The following is a 16,109-nucleotide window of genomic DNA, read 5'->3' on the forward strand; positions in this document are numbered from 1 at the left end:
CTCGGTGGGTGGGGGGACCGTGCCGGACATTTCGGTGGAGTTCATGACCGACAGCGTCGCCGGGCACCGGACCCGGCGTCTTCATCGAAGGGTAGGGTTCCGCTTCATCACTTCGGGGAGGCGCACGATTGCACGCTCCGTCATTCGTAGGAGATGCATTTCGGGTACTCATTTCCGGCCCGAACCCCGCTGATCATTGTGATTTCATGACCGTGTGACAGCTCTCGGCGCCTTACGGAACAGGATTTCCCGCTTCGAGCGGAAGGACGTCCTGCCCGCCGCCGGACTGTTCGTGGTGGGCGCCGCCCTCTATGCCGTCGGCTGGTATCCGTTCTTCCGCGACGTGCACACCTTCGCCCTGTGGAACGTGCCCATCGGCTGGCGGCTGATCTCGCTCGGCGGAGCCTGCGCCGCGGTACTGGTCCGCAGGCGGCTGCCGATGTCCGCGCTCGGCGCCGGCCTGTTCTTCAGCGCGATCGACGTGCTGATGGGGTTCAGCATCTCCATGCTGCTGGTGCTGTCGGAGCTGCTCTACAGCGCCACCCTGCACGCCTCCCGGTACGCGAGCCGGATGCTCGTGCGCACCGTCATCGCGCTGATGGTGGTGTTCACGACGGTCCTGCTGTCGGTGGTGCACGACTGGCAGGTCATCGTGCTGCTGGTCATGCTGATGCTCACCATCATGTTCGTCCCGGTCTGGTGGGCGATGACGGTGCGTCAGGAACGGGACGTGGCGGAGGCGGAGCGCTCCCGGGCGGAGCAGCAGGCCACCATCGCCGAACTCGACCGGCGCACGGCCGTGTCGGAGGAACGGGCCCGGATGGCGCGGGAGCTGCACGACGTGATCGCCGGCCACCTCTCCGCCATCGCCATCCAGTCGGACGCGGTGGGGTCGATGAGCGAGGACCGGGCGGCCGTCGACGAGGTGCTCCGCACCATCCGGAAGAACAGCGTGGACGCGCTGCGCGAGATGCGGGCCATGATCGAGCTGCTCCGGGGCCAGAACACCGAGGGGGAGCAGGTCTCCTACACCGCGCCCGCCCGGCTGGCCGAACTGGACGCCCTGCTCGAATCGGCGCGCGCCGCCGGGCTGGACGTCACCGTGACCGTCGGGACGGAGGACGGCCCGGTGGACGACCCGGCGGGCGGCCCGCTGGACGGGCTGCCCGCCTCCGTGGACCTCGCCGCCTACCGGATCGTGCAGGAGGCGCTGACCAACGCCGTCAAGCACGCGACGGGGGCGCGCACCTGGGTCACCGTGCGCCCCGAGGGCGGCGACCTGTACGTGGAGATCGTCAACGAGCTGGCCGGCGAGGAGATGTCCGTCCTGCCGGGCGCCGGCATCGGCCTGCTCAACATGCACGAGCGCGCGGTGGCGATCGGGGGAACGATTTCAGCAGAGCCGGTCGGCGATCGCTGGCGGGTTCACGCCGTACTCCCGCTGGGAGGAGAGAGGGAGCATGAGCATGAGGGTTCTGGTCGCTGACGACCACGCGGCGGTGCGGTCGGGTCTGGTGCTCATACTGGGCCGGGCCGACGACATCGAGGTGGTCGGCGAGGCAGCCGACGGCAACAGCGCGGTGCGGATGGCGCGGGAGCTGCGGCCCGACGTGGTGCTGATGGACATCCGCATGCCGGGCGGCGGCATCGAGGCCACCCGCATCCTGGTCTCGGAGGGGGTCTGCCAGGTACTGATCCTGACCACCTTCGACCTCGACGAGTACGTCTACGCCGCGCTGCGGGCCGGGGCCGCGGGCTTCCTGATCAAGTCCGTGGAGGCCCTCCAACTGGTGGAGGCGGTACGGCTGGTGGCGCAGGGCGACGGTGTGCTGGCGCCGCAGATCACCCGGCGGGTGATCTCGAAGTTCGCCGGTTCCGTCGCCCCCGTGCAGCCCCGCCCCGAGGGGCTGGAACAGCTCACCGACCGCGAGCGGGACGTGTTCGAGTGCCTGGGCGAGGGGCTGTCGAACCAGCAGATCGCCCGGCGGCTCTACATCAGCGAGACGACCGTGAAGTCCCATGTCTCGCACATCCTGGCCAAGTTGGGGCTGCGCTCCCGGGTGCAGGCCGCGATCCTCGTCCAGGAGCGCAGCCTCGGGGGTGAGCAGCCCGCGCAGTGACGGCCCCTCCGGGCGGCCCGGTGCCGTTCAGAGGACGGCGACGGGTGCGACCGGGGTGCCGGTCGCACCCGTGAACGGTTCCGGCATCGCGGAGAGCAGGAAGGCGTACCGCCGCTCCTGCGCACAGGCCGTGGACAGCTCCTCCAGGTTCCAGTTCTGGCCCTGGATCATGCCCATCTCGACCAGGTCCAGCGCGTGCACCCCCAGCCACAGGTCGTCGATCTCCGGCGGGAAGATCTCGAAGGTCAGGGTGTCGTTGGCGACGGCCGCGACGTCGCGCGCGCGGAACCACTCGGGCGTACGGACCGAGAGGCCGGGCGACGGGTGGGCGTACGCGTTCCGGTCGCCCGCCAGGAGGACCCGCATCTGCCCGGTCCGTACGAGCACGATGTCGCCCGCCCGGACCCGGACGCCCGCCAGCTCCTGCGCCGCCTCCAGGTCCTCCGGGGTGACGGCGTGGCCGCCGGGCAGCCGGTCGACGCCGTGCGCGCGGGCCACGTCGAGCAGCACCCCGCGCGAGACGACGTGCGCCACCTTGTCGATCCCGCCGAACCGGGCGCCCTCGTGCGGGGTGATGGTGTCGGCCGGGCGGCCGTTGTAGATCCTCCCCGAGTGCGAGACGTGGGTCAGGGCGTCCCAGTGGGTGGCCGTCTGCAGGCTCAGGACCGCCATGTCGTCGCTGGTGGCGACGGTGCCGGGACCGAAGAGCTCCTGGTTGATCTGGACCATGGTGTGCACCGGGTTGATCCGCCCGGGGACCAGTCCGCTCTGCACGCCGTCCTGCCCGAGGGGGAGGGCGAGCGGGACGCGCAGCCCGCTGCGCACGGTGGCGGCCGCCTCGCGCACGACGGCGTCGGTGATCAGGTTGAGGGTCCCGATCTCGTCGTCGGCGCCCCAGCGGCCCCAGTTGTTGACCCGCTCGGCGATCTCGTGGAACTCGGCCGGCAGTGACACGGTGCCTCCCGGGGCTTGTGTTAGTGGACCTGATGGCCCATAAAATCTAACGGTCCGTCAGAAACCGCGGGAAGGGGCCGGGCGTGGGGAACTTCTTGGCAGGCAAGGTGGTCGCCGTGACGGGGGCCGGGCGCGGCATCGGGCGGGCGGTCGCACTCGCGGCGGCGGCCGAGGGGGCCCGGGTCGTCGTCAACGACTACGGGGTGTCCGTCGGGGGCGGCGAGCCGAGCAGCGAGATCGCCGAGTCCGTCGTCGAGGAGATCGTGGCGGCGGGCGGCGAGGCGGTGGCCGTGGCCGACGACATCTCCACGATGGCGGGCGGCCGGCGGGTCGTGGACACGGCGCTCACCCGGTACGGGCGCGTCGACGGGGTCGTGTGCGTGGCCGGCATCCTGCGGGAGCGGATGCTGTTCAACATGTCGGAGGAGGAGTGGGACCCGGTGGTCGCCACCCACCTCAAGGGCACCTTCACCGTCTTCCGGGCCGCCTCGGCGGTGATGCGGAAGCAGGAGGGCGGCGGCACGCTGATCGGCTTCACCAGCGGCAACCATCAGGGCAGCGTCGCCCAGGCCAACTACAGCGCCGCGAAGGGCGGGATCATCTCGCTGGTGCGCAGCGCGGCGCTCGGCCTGCACAAGTACGGCGTCACGGCCAACGCCGTCGCCCCGGTCGCCCGGACCCGGATGTCCGCCGGTGTGCCCATGGAGCTCAAGGAGATCGGCGAGCCGGAGGACGTGGCCGCGTTCGTCGTCTACCTGCTCGGCGACCGGGCCCGCAAGGAGGGCATCACCGGCCAGGTGTACACGGTCGCGGGCCCGAAGATCGCGGTCTGGGCCCAGCCGAGGGAGCTGCGGGCGGGGTACGTGGAGGGGGCGTGGACCCCGGAACGGATCGCGGACTTCCTGCCGGGGACGGTGGGCACGGACCCGATGCCGATGCTGGCGCGGCTGGAGGAGATGGCCGCCGCGGCGAAGGCCGGGACGAGGCCGAACACCTGACGGACCCGCTTCTCGTACGGCAGCGGCGGCGGCAACAGCACCGGCATCGGCAGCGGCGGAACCGGTGACGACGGAACCGGCGGCAGCGGCATCGGAGGCAACGACACCGGCACCGGCGACAACGCACCGGCGGTCGTGGCAGCGGCATCGGCGGCAACAGCAGGGAGGCACCGTGGACTTCGACTTCGGCCCCGAGGACACCGCGTTCCGCGAGGAGGCCCGCGACTGGCTGGCGGCACACCTGGTCGGCGAGTACGCGGCGGCGGCCGGCACCGGCGGCCCCGGCAGCGAGCACGAGGGCTTCGCGGTCCGCCGGGCCTGGGAGCGCGAGCTGGGCCGGGCCGGCTGGATCGGCCTCGGCTGGGACGACCGCGCCGCCGGCCACGGCAACCGGCACGCCACCCTCACCCAGCAGGTCGTCTGGGCCGAGGAGTACGCCCGCGCCGCCGCCCCCGCCCGGGTCGGCCACATCGGCGAGAACCTCCTCGCCCCGACCCTGATCGCGCACGGCAGCCCGGAGCAGCGGCGCCGCTTCCTGCCCGCCGTCGCCCGGGGCGAGCAGCTCTGGTGCCAGGGATACAGCGAACCGGGCGCCGGCTCGGACCTCGCCGCGGTGCGGACCGTCGCGGTGCCCGACGCCGCCGGCGGCCACCGCGTCACCGGGCAGAAGATCTGGACGTCGCTGGCGCGGGAGGCCGACTGGTGCTTCGTGCTGGCCCGTACCGAGCCCGGCTCGCGGCGCCACCGCGGACTGTCTTTCCTGCTCGTGCCGATGGACCAGCCGGGCCGGATCGAGGTGCGCCCGATCCGGCAGATGTCCGGGACCAGCGAGTTCAACGAGGTCTTCTTCGACGGGGCGCGTGCCGAGGAGTGCGTCGGCGGCGAGGGCAACGGCTGGCGGGTCGCCATGGGGCTGCTCGCCCTGGAGCGCGGTGTCTCCACGCTCGTCCAGCAGATCGGGTTCGCCGCCGAGCTCGACCGGGTGGTCCGGGCCGCCGTCGGGAGCGGCGCCGTCACCGACCCGGTGCTGCGCGAACGCCTCGTCCGCCAGTGGGCGGAGCTCGGGACCATGCGCTGGAACGCCCTGTGCACCCTGGGCGCCGCGGACGACCCCGGCGCGCCCAGCGTGGCGAAGCTGCTGTGGGGCGGCTGGCACAAGCGCCTGGGCGAACTGGCCGTGGCGGTCAGGGGCGCGGCGGCCGCCGTCGGACCGGCCGACTGGTCGGCGAAGGCGCCGTACGAACTCGACGAGGCGCAGCGGCTGTTCCTGTTCAGCCGGTCCGACACCATCTACGGCGGCTCGGACGAGATCCAGCGGAACATCATCGCCGAGCGGGTGCTCGGCCTACCGAGGGAGACGGGATGAGAGGCGTCGTCTTCGACGGCATCCGGACCGAGGTCGTCGACGACCTGGAGATACGCGGACCGGGTCCCGGCGAGGTGCTGGTGGCGGTGGCCGCGGCCGGACTGTGCCACAGCGACCTGTCCGTGATCGACGGGACGATCCCGTTCCCGGCGCCGGTGGTGCTCGGGCACGAGGGCGCGGGCGTGGTCGAGGCGGTCGGCGCGGGCGTCTCCCACGTGGTGCCCGGCGACCACGTCTCGCTGTCCACGCTCGCCAACTGCGGGGCCTGCGCCCAGTGCGACCGGGGCCGGCCGACCATGTGCCGCAAGGCGATCGGGATGCCGGGGCAGCCGTTCTCCCGGCAGGGGAAGCCGCTGTACCAGTTCGCCTCCAACTCGGCCTTCGCCGAACGGACCCTGGTCCGGGCCGTGCAGGCGGTGAGGATCCCGAAGGACCTGCCGCTGACCTCCGCGGCCCTGATCGGCTGCGGGGTGCTGACGGGGGTCGGCGCCGTGCTCAACCGGGCGAAGGTGGACCGCGGCGACACGGTCGTGGTGATCGGCACCGGCGGCATCGGGCTCAACGTGATCCAGGGCGCCCGGATCGCGGGCGCGCTGACGATCGTCGCCGTCGACAGCAACCCGGAGAAGGAGGAGGCCGCCCGGCGGTTCGGCGCCACCCACTTCCTGACCTCGGCCGACGGGGTGCGGGAGATCCTGCCCCACGGCGCCGACCACGCCTTCGAGTGCGTCGGCCGCACGGAACTGATCCGGGCCGCCGTCGACCTGCTGGACCGGCACGGCCAGGCGGTCCTGCTGGGCGTCCCGGCCGCGACGGCCGAGGCCTCGTTCCTCGTCTCGTCGATGTACCTGGACAAGTCGATCCTGGGCTGCCGGTACGGCTCCTCGCGCCCGCAACGGGACATCGCGCTCTACGCGGACCTGTACCGGGAGGGCCGGCTGCTCCTGGACGAACTGGTCACCCGCACCTACCCGGTGGAGGACTTCGCCGGGGCGGCGGACGACGCGCGCCACGGCCGGGTGGCCCGCGGAGTGCTGGTGTTCTGACCGCCCGCGGGGGCCTTGCCGAAGGCCCCGGGCCTCGTCGAGGGCCCCCGCCGGTCCTCAGACCCGACCGGCCCGGAACGTGCGCCGGTACACCGTCGGGGACACCCCCAGCGCCGCCTGGAGGTGCTGGCGCAGCGACGTGGACGTGCCGAAGCCCGCGTCCCGCGCCACCTGGTCGATCGACAGGTCCGTCGACTCCAGCAGCTGACGGGCCCGTTCGACCCGCTGCCGGGTCAGCCACTGGACGGGGCTGACCCCGACCTCCTCCCGGAACCGGCGGGTGAACGTCCGCACGCTCATCGACTCCTGCTGCGCCATGTCGCGCAGCATGATCGGCCGCTCCAGCCGCCCGAGCGCCCAGGTGCGCGCGGTGATGGTGGTCGCGAACCGGTCGTCGGGCACGGGGCGCCGGATGTACTGCGCCTGCCCGCCGTCCCGGTGCGGGGGCACGACCGTGCGGCGGGCGACGTCGTTGGCGACGGCGGTGCCGTGGTCGCGGCGCACGATGTGCAGGCAGAGGTCGATCCCGGCGGCGACCCCGGCGGAGGTCAGGACGTCCCCGTCGTCGATGAACAGGACGTCCGGATCGACCCGCACCTTCGGGAAGAGCCGCTGGAAGTGGTCGGCGTGCCACCAGTGGGTGGTGGCGGGCCGCCCGTCGAGGTACCCGGCGGCGGCCAGCACGTAGCTGCCCGTGCAGATGGAGACCATCCGGGTGCCCGGCCGGACGTGCGCGAACGCGGCGGCGAGCTCGTCGGTGAGCCGGCCCTCCGTGTGGACGGGGCCGAGTTCGTAACTGGTGGGGATCACGACCGTGTCGGCGGTGGCCAGGGCCTCCGGGCCGTGCTCGACGGTGATCGTGAAGTCCGCGTCGGTACGGATCGGGCCCGGTGCGCGGACGGAGCAGGTCACCACCTCGTACAGGCTGCGGCCCTTGTCGTGGGCTTCGAGACCGAACGAGCGGCCGAAGATCCTCTGCGGGATGCCCAGTTCGAAGGGGAGCAGCCCGTCGAGGGCCAGGACGGCGATCCGGTGCGGCATGGGCGGCATTGGCGGACTCCCTTCACCTCGTCCTAGCTGGTATAGACCTAGTTGGTATAGACCACAAGCCGTCGTGCGTCATCGCACGAGGAGGACAAGGCCGACGGCGCCCCCGCGCATTCCCGGCCCGACGTTCCCGTACGCCCCGTCGTGCCCCCGTCACGCCTCCCGGGGGCGGAACCGGAAACATGGGCACCTGATCGGCCGAGGGAACGCCGCGGCGGGCGGGACGGAAGGGGAACGGGGAGATGCACGAGGAAACGGTGGCGGGGGAGCCCCGCACGGTCCGGCGCGCACGCACGACCCGGCGCGCACGCACGACCCGGCGCGCACGCACGACCCGGCGCGCACGCACGACCCGGCGCGCACGCGCGGTCGCGGCCGGGGGCGCGGTGCTGACCGTCCTCGCCGGGCTCGGGGTCAGGGCGTTCGCGGACGGCGACTTCGCCAAGTACGCCGGGGACGCGCTCTACACCGTACTGATCTGCGCCCTGGTCGCCGTGATCGCGCCCGGCGCGCGCCCGGCCGTCGCGGCCGGGGCGGCGCTGGCGTTCAGCTGGGCGGTGGAACTGCTGCAACTGACCGGGATACCGGCGGACCTCGCCGGCCGCAGCGCGGTGGCGCGGCTGGTGCTCGGCTCGACCTTCAACGCGCCCGACCTGTTCTGGTACGCGGTGGGGGCGGGATTCGCCTGGGCGGTGGCGGCCCTGGTCACTTCCCCTTCTTCTCCCGGCTGCGCTCCTCGGACTTCTGCATCTCGATGACCTCGAAGACGTGGGCGCTGGTCTGCCTGCGCACACTGCCGGCGACCAGCAGCCCCGTACCGAGGACGGACAGGGGCACGGAGATCCCCAGGAGGGTCAGTTGCTTCGGTACGCCGCTCTCCACCTTGTACACCGACGTGCCCCCGTAGTGGTACGTGTCCTCCGGGTCCGCCAGCAGGAAGCCCAGCCAGACCCACAGGGCGCAGGCGATGAGCAGCAGTACGGCGCCCCAGGTCTGCATCAGCGCGGAGCGGTGGTGGAAGTGCTGACGTGCCGTCCACTGCATGGAATCCCCCAGGATCGGCGCGCGACGGGGCCGGCGGGCCCGGCTCGTCGGCCGACTGGCGATCGTACGCGCCCACGGAACCCCTCTCCGGCCCGCCCCTCCGGCCCGCCCCTCCGACGGGGCCTCCGGCCCGCCCCTCCGACGGGGAGGGCGGCGATCCCCGTGGCCCGATTCCTGCGAACCGTGTCCCTCCGGCCACTCGTGGCGGTACGCGCCCGACCGGATGCTGGGTGACGTGACCCAGACGACCCGAAGCCCCGCCGACCGGGACGGCACCCGGCACGAAGGACGCGGCGACGACCGGAACGGCGACCGGCGGACGGCCTCCGAGGCCCCCCGCCGCCCCGCCCGCCGACGCGTCCACCGCGCCTGGATCGTCGCCGTCGTCACCTTCGTGACGATCATCGGCGGCGCCGCCTTCAACTCCCTGCCCGGCCTCCTCATCGACCCGCTCCACACGGAATTCGGCTGGTCGCGGGGGGAGATCGGGCTCGCCGTCTCCATCGACATGGCGCTGTACGGGCTGACCGCGCCGTTCGCCGCCGCGCTGATGGACCGCTTCGGCATCCGCAGGGTGGTCGTCGTCGCGCTCGGCGCGGTGGCGGCCGGGGCGCTGGCCAGTGTCTGGATGACCGCCTCCTGGCAGCTGATGATCTACTGGGGCCTGCTCGTCGGCCTCGGCACCGGCTCCATGGCGCTGGCGTTCTCCGCCACCGTCACCAACCGCTGGTTCGTGGCCCGGCGCGGCCTGGTCACCGGCATCCTCACCGCCGCGGGCGCCTCCGGCCAGCTGGTCTTCCTGCCGCTGTGCGCCTGGATCGTCTCCGAGCACGGCTGGCGCCCGGCCTCGGTGACCGTGGGACTCGCGGCCCTGGTCGTCGTCCCGTTCGTATGGCTCCTGCTGCACGACCACCCGGCCGACGTGGGCCTCGCCCCGTACGGCGGCGCGTACGTGGAGAAGCCCGCGCCCGAACGGGGCGCGGCGGGACGGGCCGTGCGCGTCCTGGTCGACGCGGCGCGCACCGGACCGTTCTGGCTGCTGGCCGGGACGTTCGCGATCTGCGGCGCCTCCACCAACGGCCTGATCCGTACGCACTTCGTGCCCTCGGCCCACGACCACGGCATGCCGATCACCGCCGCGGCCTCGCTGCTCGCCGTCATCGGGATCTTCGACGTCATCGGCACGATCTTCTCCGGCTGGCTCACCGACCGCTTCGACGCCCGCCGGCTGCTCGCCGTCTACTACGCGCTGCGCGGGATCTCGCTGCTCTTCCTGCCGATGCTGATGGCGCCGACGGTCCGGCCGCCGATGGTGTTCTTCATCGTCTTCTACGGCCTGGACTGGGTCGCCACCGTCCCGCCGACGCTGGCCCTGTGCCGGGAGCGGTACGGCAAGGACAGCGCCATCGTCTTCGGCTGGGTCCTCGCCTCCCACCAGGTGGGCGCGGCACTGGTGGCGTTCCTCGGCGGGGTGGCGCGGGACGCGTTCGGCTCGTACGACGTGGTCTGGTACGCGTCGGGGGCGCTGTGCGCGACGGCGGCGCTGATGGCCCTGGTGATCCGGCGGTCCCGCGAACCGGAGGACGCGGTCGCGGCCGCGGGCTGACCGGCGGGCCGGGCGGCCCGCGCCTCAGGCCGCCCGGCCGTCGGCGGAGAGTTCCCCGGCGACGGCCAGGAAGACGTGGAGGTTCACGACGTCGCTGACCGCGGCGTTGCACCAGACACCGGATCCGCCGGTCCTCGTGACGAGGACCCTGCCCGCCGAGATCCGGATCTCCCGGACGTCGGACCAGGGGAGGCGCCCCATCGTCCTGGAGGTCAGACCGGTGCGGGAGAGCGAGAAGTACCCGAAGTCGACCGTCCCGCCCTCCAGGGCCGATTGCAGGGCCGCCGGACCCTGGGCGCGCAGGACGCACTGCTGCATCCGGGGCCCCCAGACCTCGGGGCCTTCGTAGAAGTGTGTGATGCTCGCGTTGTCGAGGCCCCGGCCCACCGCGGAGTAGACGTACTCGGTGGGGCCCGGGATGCCGTTGATGATCTTCTGGGTGATGTCCTGGTAGAGCCGCACGGAATCCCAGCGGATGACGACCGTGCCGTCGCCGGACTGCGGGTTCACGATCAGCCCGTTCTCGAACAGGTGGAGACGCTTGGCGGCCTGCTTCCGGCTGAAGTCCGGCGTCCGGCGCAGCCACCAGAGGAACAGCAGACCGGGTATCACGAACATCACCAGGAGGTGGATCGTCATGAAGATGTAGAGGGCGAAGATCAGTCTGTTCAGGCGCTTGGGGACGAACGTGCCTTCCAGGGCGCCGAGTCGGTGGGCGGAGGCCAGTTCGACGGCCTCGGACGACAGGGGTTTCGGTGCTGCTGCCATGAATTTCTTCCTCGGGTGCGCAGGGGTGTCGGATGCCGGCGGAGCGGGGCCGGCGGCGATGTCCGATCCCGTTCCCCGACGCTAGGGCGGCACCGGGCATCCCACCAGCGACTGGATCGCATGCGAGCCATGCTTGGATGGAATGTGTTCGAGATCGACGCACTGCGTCTGCTGGTGACCGTGGCCGAGTCCGGGTCCTTCACGAAGACCGCGTCCCAACTCGCCTATACCCAGTCCGCGGTGTCCCGGCGCATCGCCTCGCTGGAGAAACGCGCGGGCGGCCCGCTCTTCGAACGGCTCGCCCGGGGCGTGCGGTTGACCCCGGCCGGGCACGCGCTGCACCGGCATGCCGTGGAGGTGCTCGACCGCCTGTCGAGGGCGGAACACGAGATGGCCGCGATCCACGCGGGGCGGGGCGGGACGCTGCGGGTGGGGGCGTTCGCCACGGCCAACATCTCCTTGGTCCCCGGTGCGTTGCGGGCGTTCTCGCGGTCCGCGCCGGACGTCGAGGTCATCGCGACCGAGGGGCGGAGCGGTGCGCTGATGCGGGGCCTCGCGGAGGGGGCGCTCGACCTGGCCGTGGTGAGCGACTACCCGGCCGGCCTGCCGTCCTTCGACGGCGTCACGACCGAGGTCCTGCTGGAGGACGAACTGTTCGTCGTGCTTTCCCGCACGCACCGTCTGGCCGGGGCCGGGACGGTCGACCTGCGCGAACTGCGCGACGAGACCTGGCTCCAGGATGTGTCCGCCGACCGGCACACCTTGCTCGCCGAGGTGTGCGCCCGAGCCGGTTTCGGGCCGAGGAGGACGATCAGGATCGCCGAGTGGACCGGAAAGTTCGGCTTCGCGGCCGCCGGGCTGGGAGTCGCTCTGGTCCCCTCGCTGGCCGTATGGGCGGTCCCCGCCGAACTCTCCGTCTGCCGGCTCGGCGACCTCGCGCCGCGCCGCACCGTGCACGTCGCGCTGCCCGCCGCCCCGCTTCCGGCTGCACTGGAGCTGCGGGAACTGCTGCACGGGGCCGCGGGCTGAACGACCGTCCGCCGGGGCCGCGACGGCGGGTCGGGCGGCTGTCCGCCGGGGCGCGTCGCTCAGTCGCCGAGCGGTCCGAACCGTCCGAACGTCCCCCGGTGGAACAGCAGCGGCCCGGTCCCCTCCGGCCCCGTCCCGTCCGCCGTCCCCAGCGCCTCCACCCGGCCGACGACGATCAGGTGGTCGCCCCCGGTGTGGACGGCGTGGATGCGGCAGTCGATCCAGGCCGGTACGGACTCCAGCAGCGGCGACCCGGTCACCGGCGCCGCCCCGTACGCCACCCCCGCGAACTTGTCCGCCCCGCTCACCGCGAAGCCCCGGCACAACTCGCCCTGGTCCGCGCCGAGGACGTTGACGCAGAAGACCCCGGCGCGGGCGATGCGCGGCCAGGTCGTCGAGGTGCGGGCGACCATGAAGGCGACCAGTGGCGGATCGAGGGAGAGCGACGCGAAGGACTGGCAGGCGAAGCCCGCCGGGCCCTCCTCGCGGTCCGGGGCGGGCGAGGCGACGACGGTGACCCCGCTCGCGAAGCCCGCCAGGTCCTCCTCGCGGTCCGGGGCGGGCGCGGTGACGATGGTGACCCCGCTGGCGAAGTGGCCCAGTACACGGCGGAATTCGGCCGGGTCGACGGGAGGGTGCTCGTCGTCGGCGACCGCCCGCAGCTCCGGGCGCGGCAGCGGGTCGACGGGTGCCGGTCCCGTACCGGTGGCGGCGCCGACGGACCTGAGATACCGGAGGGCGGTGGCGGCCATGCCTGCGTGTCCCATCATCCTTCGATTAGAGCTGACGAGTCGTCAGATTGGAAGGGGGAGGCGGCGGCCGCCGGGCGCGGGGGCCTGGCTATCCTCGCCCCGAAGGCGGGAGCCGGGGAGAGGGACGGGGGAGGGCGCATGCCGAAGTCCGAGGCGGAGGACGCCGGACCGAGAGAAAGCACCGGACCGGAGGGAAGCGACGGGCCGACGGGAGGTACCGGGCCGGTGAAGGGCGCCACGGCATCCGAGCCCGAGTCCGAGTCCGCACCTGAGCCCGAGTCCGCACCTGAGTCCGAGTCCGCACCTGAGTCCGAGTCCGCACCTGAGTCCGAGTCCGCACCTGAGTCCGAGTCCGCACCTGAGCCCGAGCCCGAGTCCGAGCCCGAGCCCGTATCCACGTCCACATCTGCGCCTCCGCCCCCGCCCGAGTCCGGTGACGCGCCGACGGTGTGGGCCGCGCGGCCGATTCTGGCGGCCGCGTGCACGCTGTACATGGCGGCCGTGCTCGGTGTGGAGATCGACGGGTTCGTGGAGCTCGCCCTCCCGTCCTTCGGTCCACCGCCCGGCCCCGGGGCGGTGCTGTTGATCGCGCCGCTCCTGGTCTGCTTCGCGGGCCCGTTCGCCCTGATGGCGAGCCCGCTCCTGGTGCTTCCCACCGTCTCGGCGGCGCGTTGGGCGTCGACCCGGTTCACCGGCCGTGACGCGTGGTGGTGGGTGCCGGTGATCGCGTCGGTCGTGGCCGCGGCGGGCACCGCGGCCCTCGGCGCGGCCTGGGACCTCGGCCCCGGCCCGTCGGCCCTGGGCTGGCCGGCGGCCACGACGTCGCTCACGGCCGCCGCTCTCGTGGCCCGCCGCACCGCACTGCGCGGGGGCAGGGTCCGGCACGTCCTCGGCTGGGGCGCGGTGGTCGCGGTGGCCGTGTTCGCGATCGGCACGGGAGTGTTCGCCACCGGGCTGGTCCCGGAGTACCGACCGCCGCGGATCGACACGGCGGAGCTGTCCAGGAGCTGGACCGACGGCGAGGGCGGCACGTTGCGGCTGGACGCCGACGGCACGGCACGGGCGGACGGGCTGACGGACCACGCCGAGGCGGACGGGGACGACGCGGAGCCCACCGCCGCGAAGTACCGCTGCTCGGGGCGGGGCACCTGGAGCCACACCGAGGGCGAATCCACGACGTGGGACCAGCGCGTGTGGATCCGGATCGAGGGCTGCCCCGGCCTGGGCGACCCCGACGGGTGGCAGGTCGGCGGTACGCCGGACCGGCTCGAACTCGCCATTGGGTACGGCGACCCGGACGCACCGGACTGGTACACGCTCACCCCGCGGTGACCGGACGCCGACGGCCGTCGGCGTCCGGTTCCCGGTCCGACCCCCGACGTTCGTCAGGGGTCGGACCTGCCGTTCGGCCCGGGTGCCCCGCGCCCGCCGCTCCTAGGTTCGCGTCCCATGAGACGAGTGAGACGAGAAACCGGAAGCAGGACCGGACACGGAACCGGCACCGGAACCCGCACCGGTCGGCCCCTGCTCGCCTGCGCCGTCCTGGGCGCGGGCGCGGCGGCCGTCGTGGGCCTCGCGCCCGGGGGCCTGGGCACGGACCGCGCCGTGGAGGTGACGGGCGGCGCGTCGGCGTCCGCGTACCGCTCGGTGACCGGGGCGGTGGCCGACGCCCCGTCCTGGACGGGGCCGGTGCTGGAGGCGGCCACCGAGGGCACCCTGGTGGTCCTCGGCCTGCTGCTGGTGTGGGTCTGGTGGAGCGCCGTGCGACGGCGGGACGACCGGGTGTCCGCCGGTACGGTCCTCACCGGCATCGGCACCGTGCTGGCGTACGCCGTCAGCGAGGCCGTGAAACTGGCGGTGGACGAGGAACGCCCCTGCCGGGCCCTCGACCGCATCGCGGAGACGGCCGCCGAGTGCCCGCCGCCCGGCGACTGGTCCTTCCCGAGCAACCACGCCACCCTGGCCGTCGGCCTCGCGGTGGGCCTGGCCGTGCTGCGGCCGCGCCTGGCCGCCGTCACCCTGCCGGTGGGCGCGGCGGCGGCGCTGCTGCGGGTCATGGTCGGGGCGCACTACCCGCACGACGTGCTGGCCGGCGCGGTCCTCGGGGCGTCGGTGGTCGCGGCCGTGCTGCTCGCGTTCCTGCCGCTCGCCCGGACGGCGGCGTCAGCGATCGGACGGCGGCTGCGCGGGCGCGACGATTCCGGCCTCGTGGGCGACGACCGCCGCGGCGGCCCGGTTGTCCACGCCCAGCCGGGCCAGGATGGAACTCACGTGCGCCTTGACCGTCCCCTCCACCACGTGGAGCCGTCGGGCGATCTGTCCGTTGGACAGCCCGCTGCCGAGGAAGGCCAGTACGTCGCGTTCCCGGGCGGTGAGCGCGGCGACCCGTTCCCGGGCGGCGGTGCGGCGGCCGGCCAGGGCGCCTGCGCCGGTGGCCGAGAGGTGGGCGACGACCCGCGCCGCGACCTTCGGTGACAGATAGGCGGCGCCGTCGGCCACCGCGCGCACCCCCGCGATCAGTTCCTCGGGCTCGCCCGACTTGATCAGGAACCCGGCGGCGCCGCCCCCCAGCGCCCGGAGGATGTAGTCGTCCTCGCCGAAGGTCGTGAGCATCACGACCCCCGTTCCCGGGGCGGTGCGCCGGATCTCGGCCGCGGCCTCGATGCCGTTCGTCCGGGGCATCCGGATGTCGAGCACGGCGACGGCCGGGCGGTGGGCGTGCACCAGCTCCACGGCCTCCCGTCCGTCGGCGGCCTCGGCGACGACCTCGATGCCGGGGTCGGTGGACAGCACGGCGCGCACCCCGGCGCGGATCATCGGCTCGTCGTCGGCGATCAGCACCCGGATCACCGGCCGCTCCCGGGAACGAGGGTCGGACTCATGGGGCCAGGGCCTCCTTGGACATCAGCCGGCCGTCCCGGAAGCAGAGCCGGTAGGAGTCCCCCGACCGGTCGTCGAAACGGTCCGCCGTCATCGCGTAGTACGCGCATGTGATGCCCTTTCCCCTCGGTTCCCCGGCCGCCGACCGTTGTGTGGTCTCGCGGTCGGGCAGCAGCCGCCGGACCGCCTCCCGATCCTGTCCCACCCGCAGCCGGGCGTAGTCCCCCGGGTCCAGCACGGACTGCCGGGCGGAGTGGATGTCCCAGGCCATCAGCGCGGCGCTCAGCAGCGCCCACACCATCAGGGGCAGCACGACCGCGAGACCACACAACGGTCGGCGGCCGGGGAACCGAGGGGAAAGGGCATCACATGCGCGTACTACGCGATGACGGCGGACCGTTTCGACGACCGGTCGGGGGACTCCTACCGGCTCTGCTTCCGGGACGGCCGGCTGATGTCCAAGGAGGCCCTGGCCCCATGAGTCCGACCCTCGTTCCCG

The 16,109-nt window shown here is 73.2% G+C and carries 16 protein-coding genes and 1 pseudogene; 10 read left to right on the top strand and 7 right to left on the bottom strand.

Going from position 1 to position 16,109, the window contains the following annotated elements; all coding sequences use genetic code 11:
* Positions 1 to 214: 214 nt before the first annotated feature.
* Entirely contained in the window at positions 215 to 1,486 is a 1,272-nt protein-coding gene (locus EAO76_RS20525) for a sensor histidine kinase (protein WP_148837325.1), read from the top strand.
* Positions 1,461 to 2,120, top strand: coding sequence for a response regulator transcription factor (locus EAO76_RS20530; protein WP_148837326.1), 660 nt, complete (start codon positions 1,461 to 1,463; stop codon positions 2,118 to 2,120). Before EAO76_RS20525 ends, EAO76_RS20530 begins: the two co-directional genes overlap by 26 nt.
* 27 nt (positions 2,121 to 2,147) lie before the next feature.
* On the opposite strand, the gene EAO76_RS20535 is transcribed toward EAO76_RS20530, so the two are convergent.
* Complete coding sequence (locus tag EAO76_RS20535; protein ID WP_148837327.1) at positions 2,148 to 3,074, bottom strand: cyclase family protein; 927 nt, start codon at positions 3,072 to 3,074, stop codon at positions 2,148 to 2,150.
* A gap of 83 nt (positions 3,075 to 3,157) precedes the next feature.
* On the opposite strand from EAO76_RS20535, the gene EAO76_RS20540 reads away from it, so the two are divergent.
* The 3 genes from EAO76_RS20540 to EAO76_RS20555 all read left to right on the top strand — a co-directional run bounded on the left by EAO76_RS20540 (position 3,158) and on the right by EAO76_RS20555 (position 6,484).
* On the top strand, positions 3,158 to 4,072 hold the full coding sequence (locus tag EAO76_RS20540) for an SDR family oxidoreductase (RefSeq protein ID WP_148837328.1): 915 nt from the start codon (positions 3,158 to 3,160) through the stop codon (positions 4,070 to 4,072).
* Between the two features lie 172 nt (positions 4,073 to 4,244).
* Positions 4,245 to 5,438, top strand: a complete 1,194-nt coding sequence (locus EAO76_RS20550) for an acyl-CoA dehydrogenase family protein (protein WP_148837329.1) — start codon at positions 4,245 to 4,247, stop codon at positions 5,436 to 5,438.
* A complete protein-coding gene (locus EAO76_RS20555) occupies positions 5,435 to 6,484 on the top strand; it encodes a Zn-dependent alcohol dehydrogenase (protein ID WP_148837330.1) in 1,050 nt (349 codons plus the stop codon). The genes EAO76_RS20550 and EAO76_RS20555 overlap by 4 nt, the downstream gene beginning before the upstream one ends.
* A 57-nt stretch (positions 6,485 to 6,541) precedes the next feature.
* On the opposite strand, the gene EAO76_RS20560 is transcribed toward EAO76_RS20555, so the two are convergent.
* Positions 6,542 to 7,525: a GlxA family transcriptional regulator gene (locus EAO76_RS20560; RefSeq protein ID WP_148837454.1), complete on the bottom strand. Its 984-nt coding sequence runs from the start codon at positions 7,523 to 7,525 to the stop codon at positions 6,542 to 6,544.
* 248 nt (positions 7,526 to 7,773) lie between these two features.
* Here EAO76_RS20560 and EAO76_RS20565 point away from each other — a divergent pair, with 248 nt between their 5' ends.
* Positions 7,774 to 8,289 carry a DUF2809 domain-containing protein gene (locus tag EAO76_RS20565; RefSeq protein WP_148837331.1) on the top strand — a complete coding sequence of 172 codons (516 nt, stop codon included), beginning with the start codon at positions 7,774 to 7,776 and terminating at the stop codon, positions 8,287 to 8,289.
* On the opposite strand, the gene EAO76_RS20570 is transcribed toward EAO76_RS20565, so the two are convergent.
* Positions 8,237 to 8,575: a hypothetical protein gene (locus EAO76_RS20570; protein ID WP_148837332.1), complete on the bottom strand. Its 339-nt coding sequence runs from the start codon at positions 8,573 to 8,575 to the stop codon at positions 8,237 to 8,239. The two genes, EAO76_RS20565 and EAO76_RS20570, sit on opposite strands and share 53 nt — an antisense overlap.
* A 223-nt stretch (positions 8,576 to 8,798) precedes the next feature.
* On the opposite strand from EAO76_RS20570, the gene EAO76_RS20575 reads away from it, so the two are divergent.
* Positions 8,799 to 10,181 (top strand): MFS transporter, encoded by a 1,383-nt coding sequence (locus EAO76_RS20575; RefSeq protein WP_148837333.1) that lies wholly within the window; start codon positions 8,799 to 8,801, stop codon positions 10,179 to 10,181.
* Positions 10,182 to 10,205: 24 nt separating this feature from the next.
* Here EAO76_RS20575 and EAO76_RS20580 read toward each other — a convergent pair whose 3' ends face one another.
* A complete protein-coding gene (locus EAO76_RS20580) occupies positions 10,206 to 10,949 on the bottom strand; it encodes a DUF6585 family protein (protein ID WP_148837334.1) in 744 nt (247 codons plus the stop codon).
* Positions 10,950 to 11,093: 144 nt separating this feature from the next.
* On the opposite strand from EAO76_RS20580, the gene EAO76_RS20585 reads away from it, so the two are divergent.
* On the top strand, positions 11,094 to 11,978 hold the full coding sequence (locus tag EAO76_RS20585) for a LysR family transcriptional regulator (RefSeq protein ID WP_148837455.1): 885 nt from the start codon (positions 11,094 to 11,096) through the stop codon (positions 11,976 to 11,978).
* A gap of 59 nt (positions 11,979 to 12,037) precedes the next feature.
* On the opposite strand, the gene EAO76_RS20590 is transcribed toward EAO76_RS20585, so the two are convergent.
* Complete coding sequence (locus EAO76_RS20590; RefSeq protein WP_148837456.1) at positions 12,038 to 12,730, bottom strand: flavin reductase family protein; 693 nt, start codon at positions 12,728 to 12,730, stop codon at positions 12,038 to 12,040.
* Positions 12,731 to 13,222: 492 nt separating this feature from the next.
* Between EAO76_RS20590 and EAO76_RS20600 the strand changes: the two genes are divergently transcribed.
* The gene (locus EAO76_RS20600) at positions 13,223 to 14,062 is read left to right on the top strand and encodes a hypothetical protein (protein WP_148837335.1); all 840 of its coding nucleotides are present in this window, start codon (positions 13,223 to 13,225) and stop codon (positions 14,060 to 14,062) included.
* 117 nt (positions 14,063 to 14,179) lie between these two features.
* Positions 14,180 to 14,806 (top strand): annotated as a pseudogene (locus EAO76_RS20605) (phosphatase PAP2 family protein); the annotation flags it as partial.
* A gap of 87 nt (positions 14,807 to 14,893) precedes the next feature.
* Here EAO76_RS20605 and EAO76_RS20610 read toward each other — a convergent pair.
* Both EAO76_RS20610 and EAO76_RS20615 read right to left on the bottom strand, forming a co-directional pair.
* Complete coding sequence (locus EAO76_RS20610; RefSeq protein ID WP_148837336.1) at positions 14,894 to 15,580, bottom strand: response regulator transcription factor; 687 nt, start codon at positions 15,578 to 15,580, stop codon at positions 14,894 to 14,896.
* Between the two features lie 28 nt (positions 15,581 to 15,608).
* Complete coding sequence (locus EAO76_RS20615) at positions 15,609 to 15,923, bottom strand: hypothetical protein (protein ID WP_187438720.1); 315 nt, start codon at positions 15,921 to 15,923, stop codon at positions 15,609 to 15,611.
* Positions 15,924 to 16,109: the final 186 nt, after the last annotated feature.

It is taken from the genome of Streptomyces sp. sk2.1 (assembly GCF_008120935.1).
Classification (GTDB): domain Bacteria; phylum Actinomycetota; class Actinomycetes; order Streptomycetales; family Streptomycetaceae; genus Streptomyces.